Raw genomic sequence first — 15,664 nt, 5'->3', positions numbered from 1 at the left:
GGACGTTAGATAAGAGGCTTGGTTAGTTGGCGTCAAGAGGTTGGGCGGGGCAAACAGGGGGTTATGGAATATTCAGAAGGGTCTTACTGGGAGGGCGCTGCAAGTGCGTGCTTCAGGGGGACTTTTACCCAATGAATAAAGGGTTTTTCCCCAAAAACACTAAAGAGGCGAGTTGCCTTTCGGCAACTCTATAAAGCGAAGCTTCTTACAATGAATCGGCGCAAGTTAGTTGTTGATGAACTTGCTGAGAAACTGCCGGGTACGTTCTTCTTTCGGGTTGGCAAACAGCGCCTTGGCTTCGCCTTGTTCAACAATGACGCCCTTGTCGAAGAAGATCACCCGGTTGGCCACATCCCGGGCGAAACTCATTTCGTGGGTCACGATGACCATGGTGCGGTTTTCTTCCGCGAGGCTGCGAATGGTCGCCAGCACTTCGCCTACCAGCTCCGGGTCCAGGGCCGAAGTCGGCTCATCGAACAGGATCACCTCCGGCTCCATCGCCAGGGCCCGGGCAATGGCCACCCGTTGCTGCTGCCCACCGGAGAGGCGGCGTGGGTAGGCGTCTTCCTTGCCTGCCAGGCCGACCCGGGCCAATAGCTTGCGGCCCAGGGCATCTGCGGCGGTCCGGGGCATCTTCTTGACCACGATCGGGCCTTCGATGACGTTCTCCAGGGCCGTGCGGTGCGGGAACAGGTTGAAGTTCTGGAACACAAAACCCACGTGCTGGCGCAGGCGCCGCACCAGGCTTTGCTGTTGGTTGAGCGGGCGGCTGCTGTCGATCTCGATGTCACCGACCTTGATTCGGCCACTGGTGGGTTCTTCGAGGAAATTCAGGCAGCGCAGCAAGGTGGTCTTGCCGGAACCGCTGGGGCCGATGATGGCGACGACTTCGCCTTCCTTGACCTCAAGGTCGATCCCGTTAAGCACCACCTGACCCTTGAATTGTTTGGTCAGTTTTTCAACCACGATCATGCTTCAAGACTCCAGGTCATGCCGGTTGACTCGTGCTTCCAGGCGGTTTTGCACGTGCGCCAGGACGCTGGCAAGAATCCAGTAGATCAAGGCGGCGGACAGATACATGGTGAAAATTTCGAAGGTACGGGCCGAGACCAATTGCGCCTGGCGGAACAGCTCCGGCACCTGGATGGTGGCGGCCAGGGCGGTGTCCTTGACCAGGGAAATAAAGCTGTTGCCCAACGGCGGCAAGGCCGTGCGCATGGCCTGCGGCAGGATGGCCCGGCGCAGGGTCTGCGCACGGGTCATACCGATACTGGCCGCAGCTTCCCACTGGCCGCGCTCGATGGAACCGATGGCGGCACGCAGGATTTCACAGGCGTAAGCAGCCATGTTCAGCGAAAAGCCGATCATGGCCGCCGGGATCGGATCCAGCTCGATGCCCACTTGCGGCAAGCCGTAGTAGATCAGGAACAGCTGTACCAGCAAGGGCGTGCCGCGAAAGAACGACACGTAGACGCGGGCGGTCCAGCTCAACAGCTTGAAGCGCGACAGGCGCATCAAGGCCAGGCCGAAGCCCAGCAGCAAGCCGAAAAACATCCCGCCGAGGCTAAGGATGACCGTGAAGTACGCGCCCTTGAGCAGAAAGGGCGCGGAGTCCAGCGCGAGTTGGAAACCTGCTTCCATTATTGAGTAACGTCAGCGTTGAAGTACTTCTCGGACAGCTTCTTCAAGGTACCGTCGGCGCGCAGTTCGTCCAGAGCCTTGTTCACCGCGGCCAGCAGTTCAGGCTCGCCTTTGCGCAGGGCAATACCGGCTTCCTGACGGGAGAACGCAGCACCTGCAGCGGCGGTGTCCTTGGCTTTTTTCGCGTATTCCAGCGCGGCGAGGCGGTCGATCAGGATGGCGTCGACACGGCCGATGCGCAGGTCCTGGAACTTGGTTGGGTCATCGTTGTAGGTTTTGACGATGGCTTTCGGTTGGTTTTCCTTGAGCCATTGTTCGTAGTTGGTGCCCAGGCCCACACCGATTTTCTTGCCGGCCAGGTCGTCGGCGGTCTTGATGGTGTCGACGTTCTTCGCCAGGGTCAGCGCCTGGATCCCGGAGACGGTGTAAGGCTTGGAGAAGTCATACTTTTCCTTGCGCGCATCGGAGATGGTCACCTGGTTGACGACCGCATCCAGACGCTTGGATTCCAGGGCGGCGAGGATGCCATCCCACGGCGTGGCTTGCAGCTTGACCTTGACGCCCAGCTTCTTGGCCAGCGCTTCAGACAACTCGACCTCGAAACCGCTGAGCTTGCCGCTTTCATCGACGAAGCTGAACGGCGGGTAGGTGCCTTCCAGGCCAATCTTGATTTCGCCGGCTTTCTTGATGTTGTCCAACTGCTCGCCGGCAACTGCCTGACCGAGCCACCCGGCGCCAAGCGCCAGCCCCAATGTGCCAACCAGTAACGTGCGACGGAATACGGAAATAGTCATGAAGAGCCCCTGTGTTTTTTATGTTGAGCGATGCAGGTGACGCGGTAGTCGTATCCTGCCTTAAAAGCGCGGTGTGTGGGAGCCGGGCTTGCCCGCGATTGCATCAACTCGGTGTTTTGGATCTGCCCAGTCATGCGTATCGCCATCAAGCTCGCCTACGGCGCGACTATAAAGCCGGTTTTTAAGACTTGAAAATAATATAAAATCAGATTGATATTTCTTTATGGAATATCAAAAGCTCGAATCATAAGCAAACAACGCCGGTGCGCCACCCGTGTGCAGGAAGATGATCGGCCCCTCTTCAAAGCGCTGGCGTCCAATGCCATCCAGCAACCCGGCCATGGCCTTGCCCGTGTAGACCGGGTCCAGCAGCAGGCCTTCCTGGCTGGCTACCAGCTTGATCGCCGCCAGCGTGCCGGCACTCGGCTCGCCATAACGGGGGGCGAAGTACTCGTCCCACAGGATCACCTTGAACGCGTCCGGCAGCGGCACGCCGAGCAGTTCGGCGGTACGTTCGGCCAGGCCCTGCACCTTGGGGCGCTGGGCTTCGTCGGTACGGGACACCGTTATGCCAATCACTTGCAGCTCGGGCAGTACTTCGGCCAGCGCCAGGGCCAGGCCGCTGTGGGTGCCGGCGCTGCCGGAGGCCAGGACCACGGTGGAGAACGGGATGCCGCTGTCTTCAATCTGCCCGGCCAGCTCCAGCCCGGCGCGCACGTAACCCAGGGCGCCGAGGGCGTTGGAGCCGCCGATGGGCACCAGGTACGGCTTCTTGCCGTTGCTGCGCAGGCGGTCGGCGAGGGCGTTGAGCTGGTCGTCGACGTTGTCCAGGTTCTCCACCAACTCGACCTTGGCGTCGAACAGCTCCAGCAACAGGCGGTTGCCGTTGGCCAGGTAGTTGGGGTCTTCGGTGCCCGTCGGGTTTTCCAGCAGGGCAACGCAGCCCAGGCCCAGCTTGGCGGCCAGCGCAGCGGTCTGGCGTACATGGTTGGACTGGATCGCGCCGGCGGTCACCAGGGTATCGGCACCCTGGGCCAGCGCATCGGCGGCAAGGTATTCGAGTTTGCGCAGCTTGTTGCCGCCCATCGCCAGCGGCGTGGTGTCGTCGCGTTTGACGTAGACGTCACGCCCCAGCCAGGCCGACAGCCGCTCGAGTTTTTCCAGGGCGGTGGCGCCGCCCAGCAGTTCCAGACGGTTAAAGCGGTCGAGCTGTTGTTTGATCATGGCTACGCACGGGTGGTCAGAGATGCTGGGACTATAGGCAGGCACTTTTGCGTCGGCAACCGCCAATCGCTTATGTCGGCGGGTTATTAGCATTGCACTATTGGTTCTTAAGGACGCTCAGGTTCCTTGCCGTAAAGTGATGGGCATTTCGTCAGGAGTGAAGACCGTGAGTGAGCGTTCCAGTCATTGGCAATTACAGACCATCGTCAGCCAGCTGCGCAGCGCCCGGGACCAGTGGCGCACCCGCAACGGCCGGGTCAGCGGCGAGCAGGGCGGGCGCGAGCTGCCTTCACGGGAAGCCGTGGCGCAGATTCTCGAGGCGTTGTGTGGTGCGCTGTTCCCCATGCGTCTGGGGCCGGTGGACCTGCGTGAAGAAAGTGAAGACTTCTACGTCGGCCACACCCTGGATGTGGCGCTGAATGCATTGCTCGCCCAGGCGCGCCTGGAGCTGCGATATGCCGCGCGGCAAGGTGGCGAGGATGACAGTGAAGTCGACGCCCATGCCATCCACCTGATCCAGGATTTCGCCCTGGCGTTGCCAGGCTTGCGCAGCCTGTTGGACACCGACGTGCTCGCCGCCTACCACGGCGACCCGGCGGCGCGCAGCGTGGATGAAGTGCTGTTGTGCTACCCGGGGATTTTGGCGGTGATTCACCATCGCCTGGCGCACCACTTGTATCGGGCAGGCTTGCCGTTGCTGGCGCGCATCAGCGCGGAAATCGCGCATTCGGCGACCGGGATTGATATTCACCCGGGCGCGCAGATCGGCCCGAGCTTCTTTATCGACCACGGGACGGGTGTGGTGATTGGCGAGACGGCGATCATCGGCGAGCGGGTACGGATCTACCAGGCCGTGACATTGGGCGCCAAGCGTTTCCCGGCGGATGAGGATGGGCAATTGCAGAAAGGCCATCCGCGGCATCCGATTGTCGAGGATGATGTGGTGATCTATGCCGGGGCGACAATCCTGGGGCGGATTACGATCGGCAAGGGCTCGACCATTGGCGGCAATGTGTGGCTGACGCGCAGTGTGCCGGCGGGGGCGAACCTGACCCAGGCGAATCTGCAGCATGATGATGGGACGCAGAAGTAGAACCCCTCTCTCAAGATCACACAGATCAAATGTGGGAGCTGGCTTGCCTGCGATAGCGGTGTACCAGCAACAGATGTATGGCTGACCCACCGCAATCGCAGGCAAGCCAGCTCCCACAATGGATCGCGTTCCAGTCTCGGCCAGTATTTCACTCAGCAATCGCTGAACGTTTCGTCATCCTCATACGTCATACCTTTCCTTGAGCTAGTGTAGGAAACACCTACCACTCGGCCCTGCGATTAGTCCTCAAACCCCTATCCATGTTTAACTTGACTGTTCGTTCAAGTTAAATCGGTGGTTCGCTGCCCGCTCACAACAGGAGGCTTACCTTTGCTGAGTCCGTTTTTTACAGCCACATCCCATACCCTTGAGGTGCGCCCTACATGAGTGCATCGTCCACACCTTCCAGCGGTCTGGTCCGCATGAACCCGCCGGTGTTTTACTTCGCCGCGAGCTTCATCCTGCTGTTCGGCCTGACCGTCATCGCGATTCCCGAACAAGCCGGCGCCTGGCTGCTGGCCGCACAAAACTGGGCGGCCAACACGGTCGGCTGGTACTACATGCTGGCGATGACCCTGTATCTGGTCTTCGTGGTGGTCACCGCGTTATCGGGCTACGGCAAGATCAAACTCGGTGCCGACCACGACGAGCCCGAATTCAGTTACCTGTCCTGGGCCGGCATGCTGTTCGCCGCCGGGATCAGCATCACGCTGTTTTTCTTCTGCGTGTCCGAACCCCTGACTCACCTGGTGCAACCGCCCCAGGGCGAGGCCCTGAACGGTGACGCGGCGCGCCAGGCCATGCAGATCCTGTTTCTGCACTGGGGCCTGCATGGCTGGGGCGTGTTCGCCTTCGTCGGCATGGCCCTGGCGTACTTCGCCTACCGGCATAACCTGCCGCTGGCGTTGCGCTCGGCGCTGTATCCGCTGATCGGCAAGCGCATCAACGGCCCCATCGGTTATGCGGTGGACGGCTTCGGCATCATCGCCACGGTGTTCGGCCTCGGCGCCGACATGGGCTTTGGCGTGTTGCATCTCAACTCCGGGCTCGATTACCTGTTCGGCGTGGCCCACACCCAGTGGATCCAGGTCGGCCTCATCACCTTGATGATGGGCGCGGCGATCCTGGTGGCGGTCTCCGGCGTCGACAAGGGCGTGCGGGTGATGTCCGACATCAACATGCTGCTGGCCTGCGCGCTGCTGCTGTTCGTGTTGTTCGCCGGCCCTACCCAGCACTTGCTCAACACCCTGATCCAGAACATCGGCGACTACCTCGGCGCCTTGCCGACCAAGAGTTTCGACCTCTACGCCTACGACAAACCGAGCGACTGGCTGGGCGGCTGGACCGTGTTCTATTGGGCCTGGTGGATCGCATGGTCGCCGTTCGTAGGCCTGTTTATCGCGCGCATTTCCCGCGGTCGTACCATCCGTGAATTCGTGTTCGGCGTGCTGTTGATCCCGCTGGGCTTCACCCTGGCGTGGATGTCGATCTTCGGCAACAGCGCCATCGACCAGGTGCTCAACCACGGCCTCACGGCGCTGGGACAGTCGGCCATTGATGACCCGTCGATGAGCCTCTACCTGCTGCTGGAAACCTACCCGTGGAGCAAGACCGTTATCGCGGTCACGGTGTTTATCAGCTTCGTGTTCTTCGTCACCTCGGCCGACTCCGGCACGGTGGTGCTCTCGACCTTGTCGGCCAAAGGCGGCAACGCCGATGAAGACGGGCCGAAGTGGCTGCGGGTGTTCTGGGGCGCGATGACCGCGTTGGTGACCAGCGCGCTGCTGTTTGCCGGCAGCATCGACTCGCTCAAGTCGGCCGTGGTGCTGACCTCGCTACCGTTCTCGATGATCCTGCTGCTGATGATGTGGGGGCTGCACAAGGCGTTCTACCTTGAGTCGCAGAAGCAGATTGCGCAGATGCATTCCCTCGCGCCGGTATCGGGCTCACGCAAGGGCACCGGCGGTTGGCGCCAGCGCCTGAGCCAGGCGGTGCATTTCCCGTCACGGGATGAGGTGTACCGTTTCCTCGAGACCACGGTGCGCCCGGCCATCGAAGAAGTGACGGCGGTGTTTGTCGAAAAAGGCCTCAACGTGGTCACCCAGCCTGACCCGGCCAATGACAGCGTCAGCCTGGAGATCGGCCACGGCGAGCAGCACCCGTTTGTGTATCAGGTGCAGATGCGCGGCTATTTCACCCCGTCATTCGCACGGGGCGGCATGGGTTCCAAGCAGCTCAACAACCGCCGCTACTACCGGGCGGAAGTGCACTTGAGCGAGGGCAGTCAGGACTACGACCTGGTGGGCTACACCAAGGAGCAGATCATCAACGACATCCTCGACCAGTACGAACGGCACATGCAGTTCCTGCACCTGGTTCGTTAAGGCTCAGGCCCTGATAAACAGGGCCAGTGCCACCAACGGCGCACCGAATACCCCGCTGCCGATCACCAGCTCCGAGACCAGGGGCTGGCCGGCAGTGACCACACCTACCGCGCCGTTCACCACCGACACCACCAACCAGATCCCGACAAAGCTGTAGGCCAGAATGTGCCGGCTGACGCCCAGCTTTTGGCCGATGAACAGCATCAGCGCGAGGAGGATCAGGCCGGCGGTGATGACGAGGGCGGTGTGCATATCTGAAGTCTCCTGATACCCGCTGATTTTCCATGAACACCAAACCTGTGGCGAGGGAGCTTGCTCCCGCTGGGCTGCGCAGCGGCCCCAAAAAAGATGGGAGCGCTGCGCACTCCAGCGGGAGCAAGCTCCCTCGCCACAATAGTAGTTTGCCGTTGAACGAGCGTTTGCCGGTCTTCAGACCAAACCACCATTGGCCCGCAGGATTTGCCCGTTCACCCAACCACCGGCCGGGCTCACCAGGAACGCCACCACGCGTGCGATATCTTCCGGTTGGCCCAGGCGTTCCAGGGGTGCCATCTTGGCCAGGCCCTGGATCTGCTCTTCGCTTTTGCCATGCAGGAACAGTTCGGTCGCCACCGGGCCCGGGGCAACGGCGTTGACGGTGATGCGCCGGCCGCGCATTTCCTTGGCGAACACCTGGGTCAGGGATTCCACCGCCGCCTTGCTGGCGATGTACACCGCATAACCGGGGAAGTTGAGGCCGACGGTGCTGCTGGAGAAATTGACGATGCGCCCGCCGTCGTTCAGGCGGGTGGCGGCTTCACGCAGGGCGTTGAAGGTGCCGCGGGTATGGATGTCGAAGTTCTGGTTGTAGAGCTCATCGCTGTGTTGGGCCAGCGGCAGCACCTTGAGAATCCCGGCGTTGTTGATCAGCACATCAACCTTGCCCAGCTGGGCTTCGGTCTCGTCGAACAGGCGCTTGACGTCGGCGGCGCTGGCCACGTCGCCCTGGATCGCTATGGCTTGGTGGCCGGCCTGGCGCAACTCCACTACCAGCCTTGACGCTTCGGTGGCGCTGTTGGCGTAGTTGATGGCGACGGCATAACCGTCGGCAGCCAGTTGTCTGGCAACCACGGCGCCGATGCCGCGTGAGGCGCCGGTAACGATAGCAACTTGGGTAGTCATGATCTGGTTTCCTTGGGGCAGTGGTTGGGTGTGGAAGCAGATTCACATGTTTACCCAGGCCGATAAATGCGCCAGAGTTGCCTTGACTGTTCAAGAATCGCCAACAATGGAGACGCGCCGTGGACCAGGTCAAAGCGATGAAAGTGTTCGTGAGGATTTACGAACGCAGCAGCTTCACGCTGGCGGCCGATGACCTGAACCTGCCGCGCGCCACCCTGACCCACACCCTCAACCAGTTCGAGGCCTGGCTCGGCACGCGCCTGCTGGAACGCAGCACCCGCCGCGTCCGCCCCACGCTGGATGGCGAGGCCTATTACCTGCGCTGTGTGCAACTGCTGGCGGAGCTGGAAGAGGCGGAACTGGCCTTCCGTTCGGTGGCCCCCAAGGGCCGCCTGCGGGTGGATTTGCACGGCACCCTGGCCAAGTACTTCGTGATCCCGGCGCTGCCGCAATTCATGGCGCGCTACCCGGAAATCGAGCTGTCCATCAGCGAGGCGGACCGCTTCGTCGACCTGATCGCCGAAGGCGTGGATTGTGTGCTGCGGGCGGGCACCCTGGGGGATTCGGCATTGATCGGTCGCCGGGTGGCGACGCTGCGCCAGGTGACCTGCGCGAGCCCGGCCTACCTGCGCAAATACGGCGAGCCGAAGCGCCTCGCCGACCTGGGCGAGCACCGTGCGGTGAACTATGTTTCACGCACCACCGCGAAGCTGTTCCCCTTCGAATTCATGGTCGACGGCCAGGTGCAGGAAGTGACGATCGAGGGGGCACTGTCGGTGTTCGGTGCAGAGATTTATTCCGCCAGCGCAGTCGCCGGACTGGGCATTATCCAGTGCCCGCACTACCGCATCGCCGAGCTGATTGACCAGGGCGTGATGCAGGAAATCCTCATTGATACACCACCGCCGCCCATGCCGGTTTCAGTGCTCTACCCGCAAAACCGACACATGTCGCCGAGGGTGCGGGTGTTCGTCGATTGGCTCGCCGAAATCTTCGCCACTGCCCGCTAACCCGCGTCTTTACTGGGTTTCTTAAATTTAATTTCATCCGGGTAAAGGGTGTTTTGACTCCGAACTGTCACATGGCCATCGCCTAATTGTGTGAAGCGTTTGACGCTTTCATTTCAGAACAGTGACGGAGACCGGTACCAATGAAGACGTTATTAAGCCCCATGGTGGGTGCCGCCATGGCGAGCTTTATGCTGTCCGCCCACGCCGATTTTATCGATGACAGCCACGCCGACGTGACCCTGCTCAACCGCTACCTCAACCAGCAGGGGCGGGATGTGGTGAACAGCAATAACAAGGCCCACAGCATCCGCGATTGGGGCCAGGGTTTTGAGTTCAATTTCAAGTCCGGCTACACCGATGGGCCGGTGGGCTTTGGCCTGGACCTGCAGGCGTTCTACGGTTTGAAACTGGACTCCGGCGGCGACCTCAATGACAAGGATCACCAGGGCCGCTACCCCGGCAGCATGTTCCCGCTGGATAACGGCAAGTCGGCCGACCAGTTCGGCGTGCTCAGCCCGACCTTCAAGATGCGCTTCGCCCAGGATGAATTGCGCGTCGGTACGCTGTACGGCAACAACCCGGTGCTGGCCAACACCGACGGCCGCCTGTACCAGCAGACCAACACCGGCGTGCAGTTGGTTTCCAAGGACTTGACCGACTTCACCTTTACCGCCGGTGACATCCTCAAGACCAAGATCCGCAACGAAACCGGCGACCAGGGCATGATCACCGCCGGCGGCACCAAAGAGAGCGATCGCTTCCTCTACGGCGGTGCGGACTACAAAGGTTTGCCGGACACCACCGTCAGCCTGTGGTACTCCAACCTTGAGGATTACTACCAGCAGTTCTTCCTCGGTGCCAAGCGTCATGACGCCTTGCCTGTCGGCGCGATCGACACCGACGTGCGCCTGTACCGCAGCCTGGGTGTGGGTGAAAACGCCGCGGGCGACAAAGACTATTCCGCGGCGGGTCTCTACGGCGATGGCACCTCCAAGGGCCGCATCAACCAGTCCACCGTCAGCCTGTTGGAAAGCTACAGCCTGGACGGCCATACCGTCGGCCTGGGCCTCCAGAAAAACAGCGGCGACAGCGACTTCCCGTACCTGGATTCCGGCCTGAACAGCGGTGCCAGCAACCAGGGCCCGGGCTCGGGCGCCGACACCCCGGCACTCACCAACATGCAACTGAACAAATTCCAGCATGCCGGCGAGCGCACCTGGCTGGCGCAGTACAAATATGACTTCGGCAAACTCGGCCTTAACGGCCTGACCTTCGCCACGTCCTACGCACACGGTGATGACATCCGCACCACCCAAGGCACTACCAGTGAATGGGAACGTAACGTCACCGTGGCTTACCAGGTGCCCACCGGCACCCTCAAAGGCCTGGGCGTGACCTGGCGAAATGCCCACGCCAGCCCGGATATCACCGGTGCCACGGTGCAAGATGAAAACCGCTTCTATGTAAGCTACGTCGTTCCACTCTGGTAGGACTTTGCTGTAAAAGGGATAGGCAGACTTAAGCGATTCAGCTGCTTAAAAGGCCCGGGAATATGCTTATTCCCGGGCCTTATTTGCCCCAAGTCCAAGAGAGGATTCGATGACTTACATTGCTGCCGAAAACCGCTATGAATCTATTCCTTACCGCCGCGTAGGTCGCAGCGGACTGGTGCTGCCGGCACTGTCCCTGGGGCTGTGGCACAACTTTGGCGACAGCACCCCGATCGACACCCAGCGCGCCTTGCTGCGCACCGCGTTCGACCTGGGTATCAACCACTTCGACCTGGCCAACAACTACGGCCCTCCATACGGCAGCGCCGAGATCAACTTCGGTCGTTTGCTGCGGGAAGACTTCAAGCATTACCGCGATGAACTGATCATCTCCAGCAAGGCGGGCTGGGACATGTGGCCAGGCCCTTATGGCCAGGGCGGCGGTTCGCGCAAGTACGTGCTGGCGAGCCTCGACCAGAGCCTGCAACGCCTGGGCGTCGACTACGTGGACATCTTCTATTCCCACCGTTTTGATGCCGACACCCCGCTGGAAGAAACCGCCAGCGCACTGGCCACCGCCGTGCAACAGGGCAAGGCGTTGTACATCGGGATCTCGTCCTACTCCGGCGTGAAAACCCGGGAAATTGCGGCGCTGCTCCAGGAGTGGAAAGTCCCGCTGCTGATCCACCAGCCGGCCTACAACCTGCTCAACCGCTGGGTGGAAAAAGACCTGCTGGACGTCACCGAAGAACTCGGTGCCGGGGTGATCGCGTTCACGCCTTTGGCCCAGGGCCTGCTGACCGACAAATACCTCAACGGCGTACCGGCGGATGCGCGGGTGAATCGCCCGGGGGGTGGTTCGTTGCAGGCCAAGCACTTGTCCGAGGCCAACATCGCCCACGCCCGCGCGCTGAATGAAATTGCCAAGCGCCGTGGCCAGAGCCTGGCGCAGATGGCGTTGGCGTGGACGTTGCGTGATCCACGGGTCACCAGCGCCCTGATCGGCGCGAGCCGGCCGGAGCAGATCATTGAAAACGTCGGTGCGTTGCAGAACCTGAGCTTCAGCGCGCAGGAGCTGGCGGAGATTGATCGGTTTGCCCAGGAAGGCGGGATTAACTTGTGGGAGAAGCCGTCTACGGCTGAATAAGCGGTAGAGCCCGATTCCTGCATCAACCTCTACCCAATGTGGGAGCGGGCTTGCTCGCAAAAGCGGAGTGTCAGTCACTGGATATGTCGACTGATTCACCGCTTTCGCGAGCAAGCCCGCTCCCACATTTGATTTGTGGTGTGCCTGCTAGAACGGCACATCTCCAAGAATCGTCGCCCGATGCATCACCCGCCGCTGCGGCCGGTAATCATCCACCGCGTAATGCTGGGTCACGCGGTTATCCCAGAACGCCACGTCATTTTCCTGCCAACGCCAGCGAATGGTGAATTCCGGTCGTGTTGCATGGGCAAACAGCAGCTTCAACACCACGTCGCTTTCCGCCGGCTCCAGTTCGTTGATCTTGCTGGTGAACCCCTCGCTGACGAACAGCGACTTACGCCCGCTCACCGGGTGTGTACGAATCACCGGGTGAGACAGCGGCGGGTTCTTGCGCCGGGCTTCTTCCCAGCGCGCCAAATCTTCCGGCGTGTTGCCATAACGCTCCAGCGGGAAGGAGCGGGTGAAGTCATGGGTTGCCGTCAAACCGTCCAACAGTTTCTTGAACGGCTCGGACAACGCCTCATACGCGGCAATCCCGCTGGCCCACAACGTATCGCCACCAAACTCCGGCAGCAGCTTGGCGCTCAGTACCGCACCGAGGGCCGGGGTGGGCAGGAAGGTCACGTCGGTGTGCCAGATGGCGTTGTCGCGCACGTCGGTCACGGCGGTGTCGAGGATCAGCACTTCTGGCTGCTCCGGCACGTTGGGGTAGATCGGGTGAATGTGCAGGTCGCCGAAATTCGCCGCGAACCGCGCCTGTTGCTGCGGGTTGATCGGCTGGTTACGGAAGAACAGCACCGAATGCTTGAGCAGCGCCTGTTCGATGGCGTCGCGGTCTTCAATGTTCAGCGGTTGGGTGATGTCGACGCCACTGATCTGGGCGCCAAGGGCGGTGCTGAGAGGTGTTACGGTCAGGCTGCTCATGGGATTCTCGTCGAAAATTTTTCAGTGTGCCTGGCCATGCCACGGCACCAATTTGCGCTGCAGGGCACGCAAGCCCATTTCCATGGCGAAGGCGATCAGCGCGATCACCAGAATCCCCAGCACCACCACGTCGGTGACCAGGAATTGCGCGGCGGACTGCACCATGAAGCCCAGGCCGCTGGTGGCCGCGATCAATTCTGCGGCTACCAGGGTCGACCAACCCACGCCCAGGCCAATCCGCACGCCGGTGAGGATGTCGGGCAGGGCGCTCGGCAGGATCACATGGCGAATCAGTTGTGCCCGGGTAGCGCCCAACGACTGCGCGGCGCGCAGTTTGGCCGGGTCGACGGTACGTACGCCGGTGGCGGTCGCGATGGCAATCGGCGCAAAAATCGCCAGGTAGATCAGCAACACCTTGGACAGCTCGCCGATGCCGCACCAGATCACGATCAGCGGCAGGTAGGCCAGTGGTGGAATCGGCCGGTAGAACTCGATCAGCGGGTCGAGAATGCCCCGGGCGATGCGGTTGGAGCCGATGGCAATCCCCACCGGCACGGCGGTCAGCACGGCAAAGCCGAGGCCCAGGCCGATGCGCTTGAGGCTCGCGCCCAGGTGCTGCCACAGGGTGGAATCCATGTAGCCGGTGGTCGCCAGCAGCCAGCCTTTTTGCAGCACGGCCGAAGGCGGTGGCAGGAACAGCGGCTCGATCAGCCCGCTGGCGGTCACGGCCCACCAGATGGCAACCAGGGTCACCAGGGTCAGCACGCTGATCCAGCGGGTGCTCAGGCTGCGGCGTACGGGCACGACGGGTTTGCTCGCCGGCTTGGTGGCCGTGGCCGGTAATTCGTAACTGCTCATGCGGACACCTGCCGTTGCGAGAACACCTTGCCCAGCACGTGTTCGCGGGTTTCGATAAAGCGCGGGTCGGACTTGATCGCGCGTGCCGACTCGCCGGCGGCGTAGCGCTGGCCGAAGTCCAGGCTCAGGCGCTCGACGATCTGGCCGGGGTTGGGCGCCAGCAGAATCAAATCCGTGGCGAGGAACACCGCTTCTTCGATGTCGTGGGTAATCAGGAATACCGGTTTGGCCGTGCGCCGCCAGACTTGCAGCAACAGCTCCTGCATCTGTTCGCGGGTGAAGGCATCGAGGGCGCCGAAGGGTTCGTCCATCAGCAGTACGCGGGGGTCGGCAGCCAATGCACGGGCCAGGCCGACACGTTGCTTCTGGCCACCGGAGAGTTGCCAGATACGACGGCGGTCGAAACCGGCGAGGTCCACCAGGGCGAGCATTTCCCGGGCGCGGATTTCCCGCTGGTCCTTGGGCACGCCTGCCAACTCCAGGCCGAAGCCGACGTTGGCCAGCACGTCCTGCCAGGGCAGCAGGGCGTCGTCCTGGAACACCACGCCGCGTTCGGCGCTCGGTCCTTTTACCGGCACACCGTCAAGGGTGATGCGCCCGGCGCTGGGTTCGACAAAGCCGGCAATCAGGTTCAACAGCGAAGTCTTGCCACTGCCGGAAGGGCCGAGGGCCACCAGCAATTGCTGGGGCCCAAGGCTCAGGGAAATATCTGCCAGTACTGGCTCCGGGCTGCCTGGGTACTGTGCGCTGATGCGCTCCAGTTGTAGCAAGGCCATCGCGGTTAACTCCTGGTATCAGTTAGTGATGAACTTCGGGCTGACGTACGGGGCGTAGTCCGGCAGTACGGCGTCGACCTTGCCTTGTTCCTTGAGGAATGCGGCGGTGTCGGTGACAGCCTTGGTGGTCGGTGCGCCGAGCAGGGTGACCTGGTCAGCCGCCAGCGGGTAGACGTTGCCTTGCAGCAGCAGCGGAATGTCGCTGGCCTTGGCCCCGGAGAGCTTCACCAGTTTGTCGACGTTGCCTTTGTCAGCCAGCCAGGCTTGTGGGTCTTTGCGGTAAGCGGCGTAGGCATCCAGGGTGACCTTGGCAAAAGCCGTGACGATTTCCGGGTGCTTCTCGGCGAAATCCTTACGCACGATCCAGGCATCGAAGGTCGGCGCGCCGAACTTGGCCAGTTCGCCGGAGGTGATCAGCACCTTGCCGTTTTCCTTGGCTACGCCAAGCGCTGGGTCCCACACGTAGGTGGCGTCGATATCACCACGTTTCCAGGCGGCGATGATGGCCGGCGGGGCGAGGTTGAGAATGGTCACTTTGGACGGGTCGATGTTCCAGTGCTTCAACGCGGCCAGCAGGCTGTAGTGGCCGGTGGAAACGAATGGCACGGCGACTTTCTTGCCGATTAGGTCCTGCGGGCTGTTGATCCCGGAACCGTTGCGGGCCACCAGGGCCTCGGCCCCGCCGATCTGGGTGGCGATCAGGAAGGTTTCCACCGGAACCTTGCGGGTCACGGCAGCGGTCAGCGGGCTGGAACCGAGGTAGCCGATCTGCACGTCACCGGAAGCGATGGCGGCGATGATGTCGGCACCGTTGTCGAATTTGCGCCAGTCGATCTTGGCGTTGGTGGCTTTTTCGTACGCGCCGTCGGCCTGGGCGACTTTCGCCGGGTCAACGGTGGTCTGGTAAGCGATGGTCACGTCGGCGGCCTGGGCAAACAGGCTGGCACCGGCCAGGGACAACGCCGCCAAGAGGCGAAGGGGGAAGTGCAGTTTCAAGGGGGAAGTCCTCATCAGGCGGCCGGAGGTCGGCGTGTGAGAAGACTAAATGATCTAAGAATCCGAAAATAAATAACATTTTCGAATTAGCTTATGAGGAGAAACT

At 61.6% G+C, this 15,664-nt stretch carries 15 protein-coding genes; 5 read left to right on the top strand and 10 right to left on the bottom strand.

Annotated elements, in window-relative coordinates; all coding sequences use genetic code 11:
• Positions 1-225 precede the first annotated feature (225 nt).
• The 4 genes from tcyN to HX811_RS08860 form a co-directional block, all read right to left on the bottom strand.
• Positions 226-972 (bottom strand): L-cystine ABC transporter ATP-binding protein TcyN, encoded by a 747-nt coding sequence (gene tcyN, locus HX811_RS08875; RefSeq protein WP_003211855.1) that lies wholly within the window; start codon positions 970-972, stop codon positions 226-228.
• 3 nt (positions 973-975) lie between these two features.
• Positions 976-1,641 carry a cystine ABC transporter permease gene (tcyL, locus tag HX811_RS08870; RefSeq protein WP_003211857.1) on the bottom strand — a complete coding sequence of 222 codons (666 nt, stop codon included), beginning with the start codon at positions 1,639-1,641 and terminating at the stop codon, positions 976-978.
• Positions 1,641-2,435: a cystine ABC transporter substrate-binding protein gene (tcyJ, locus tag HX811_RS08865; RefSeq protein ID WP_003211859.1), complete on the bottom strand. Its 795-nt coding sequence runs from the start codon at positions 2,433-2,435 to the stop codon at positions 1,641-1,643. Before tcyJ ends, tcyL begins: the two co-directional genes overlap by 1 nt.
• A gap of 231 nt (positions 2,436-2,666) precedes the next feature.
• Positions 2,667-3,659 (bottom strand): D-cysteine desulfhydrase, encoded by a 993-nt coding sequence (locus tag HX811_RS08860; RefSeq protein WP_008435811.1) that lies wholly within the window; start codon positions 3,657-3,659, stop codon positions 2,667-2,669.
• 166 nt (positions 3,660-3,825) lie between these two features.
• On the opposite strand from HX811_RS08860, the gene epsC reads away from it, so the two are divergent.
• Together epsC and betT are read left to right on the top strand one after the other, a co-directional pair.
• The gene (epsC, locus tag HX811_RS08855; RefSeq protein WP_008435810.1) at positions 3,826-4,752 is read left to right on the top strand and encodes a serine O-acetyltransferase EpsC; all 927 of its coding nucleotides are present in this window, start codon (positions 3,826-3,828) and stop codon (positions 4,750-4,752) included.
• Between the two features lie 422 nt (positions 4,753-5,174).
• Positions 5,175-7,136, top strand: coding sequence for a choline transporter BetT (gene betT, locus HX811_RS08850; protein WP_003211865.1), 1,962 nt, complete (start codon positions 5,175-5,177; stop codon positions 7,134-7,136).
• 3 nt (positions 7,137-7,139) lie between these two features.
• On the opposite strand, the gene HX811_RS08845 is transcribed toward betT, so the two are convergent.
• Both HX811_RS08845 and HX811_RS08840 read right to left on the bottom strand, forming a co-directional pair.
• Positions 7,140-7,388, bottom strand: a complete 249-nt coding sequence (locus HX811_RS08845; RefSeq protein ID WP_003211868.1) for a hypothetical protein — start codon at positions 7,386-7,388, stop codon at positions 7,140-7,142.
• Between the two features lie 177 nt (positions 7,389-7,565).
• A complete protein-coding gene (locus HX811_RS08840) occupies positions 7,566-8,297 on the bottom strand; it encodes an SDR family oxidoreductase (protein WP_008435807.1) in 732 nt (243 codons plus the stop codon).
• A 119-nt stretch (positions 8,298-8,416) separates the two neighbouring features.
• Between HX811_RS08840 and HX811_RS08835 the strand changes: the two genes are divergently transcribed.
• The 3 genes from HX811_RS08835 (at position 8,417) to mgrA (ending at position 11,944) form a co-directional block, all read left to right on the top strand.
• Positions 8,417-9,307, top strand: coding sequence for a LysR family transcriptional regulator (locus HX811_RS08835; protein ID WP_177045587.1), 891 nt, complete (start codon positions 8,417-8,419; stop codon positions 9,305-9,307).
• Positions 9,308-9,468: 161 nt separating this feature from the next.
• Entirely contained in the window at positions 9,469-10,797 is a 1,329-nt protein-coding gene (locus tag HX811_RS08830) for an OprD family outer membrane porin (protein WP_177045673.1), read from the top strand.
• A 109-nt stretch (positions 10,798-10,906) separates the two neighbouring features.
• Positions 10,907-11,944: an L-glyceraldehyde 3-phosphate reductase gene (gene mgrA / locus HX811_RS08825; RefSeq protein ID WP_003211877.1), complete on the top strand. Its 1,038-nt coding sequence runs from the start codon at positions 10,907-10,909 to the stop codon at positions 11,942-11,944.
• 147 nt (positions 11,945-12,091) lie between these two features.
• On the opposite strand, the gene tauD is transcribed toward mgrA, so the two are convergent.
• From tauD to tauA, 4 genes are read right to left on the bottom strand one after another with little or no spacing between them, the layout of a single operon-like run.
• Positions 12,092-12,928, bottom strand: coding sequence for a taurine dioxygenase (gene tauD, locus HX811_RS08820; protein WP_003213162.1), 837 nt, complete (start codon positions 12,926-12,928; stop codon positions 12,092-12,094).
• Positions 12,929-12,949: 21 nt separating this feature from the next.
• Positions 12,950-13,786 (bottom strand): taurine ABC transporter permease TauC, encoded by an 837-nt coding sequence (gene tauC, locus HX811_RS08815; RefSeq protein ID WP_003213163.1) that lies wholly within the window; start codon positions 13,784-13,786, stop codon positions 12,950-12,952.
• Positions 13,783-14,562: a taurine ABC transporter ATP-binding subunit gene (tauB, locus tag HX811_RS08810; protein ID WP_177045585.1), complete on the bottom strand. Its 780-nt coding sequence runs from the start codon at positions 14,560-14,562 to the stop codon at positions 13,783-13,785. Before tauB ends, tauC begins: the two co-directional genes overlap by 4 nt.
• Before the next feature lie 18 nt (positions 14,563-14,580).
• Positions 14,581-15,558: a taurine ABC transporter substrate-binding protein gene (gene tauA, locus HX811_RS08805; protein WP_003213167.1), complete on the bottom strand. Its 978-nt coding sequence runs from the start codon at positions 15,556-15,558 to the stop codon at positions 14,581-14,583.
• Positions 15,559-15,664: the final 106 nt, after the last annotated feature.

Source organism: Pseudomonas sp. F8002 (genome assembly GCF_013385495.1).
In the GTDB taxonomy this organism is placed as follows: Bacteria; Pseudomonadota; Gammaproteobacteria; order Pseudomonadales; family Pseudomonadaceae; genus Aquipseudomonas.
The sequence above is the reverse complement of the archived record's forward strand: the minus strand, read 5'-3'. Positions and strand labels throughout refer to the sequence as shown.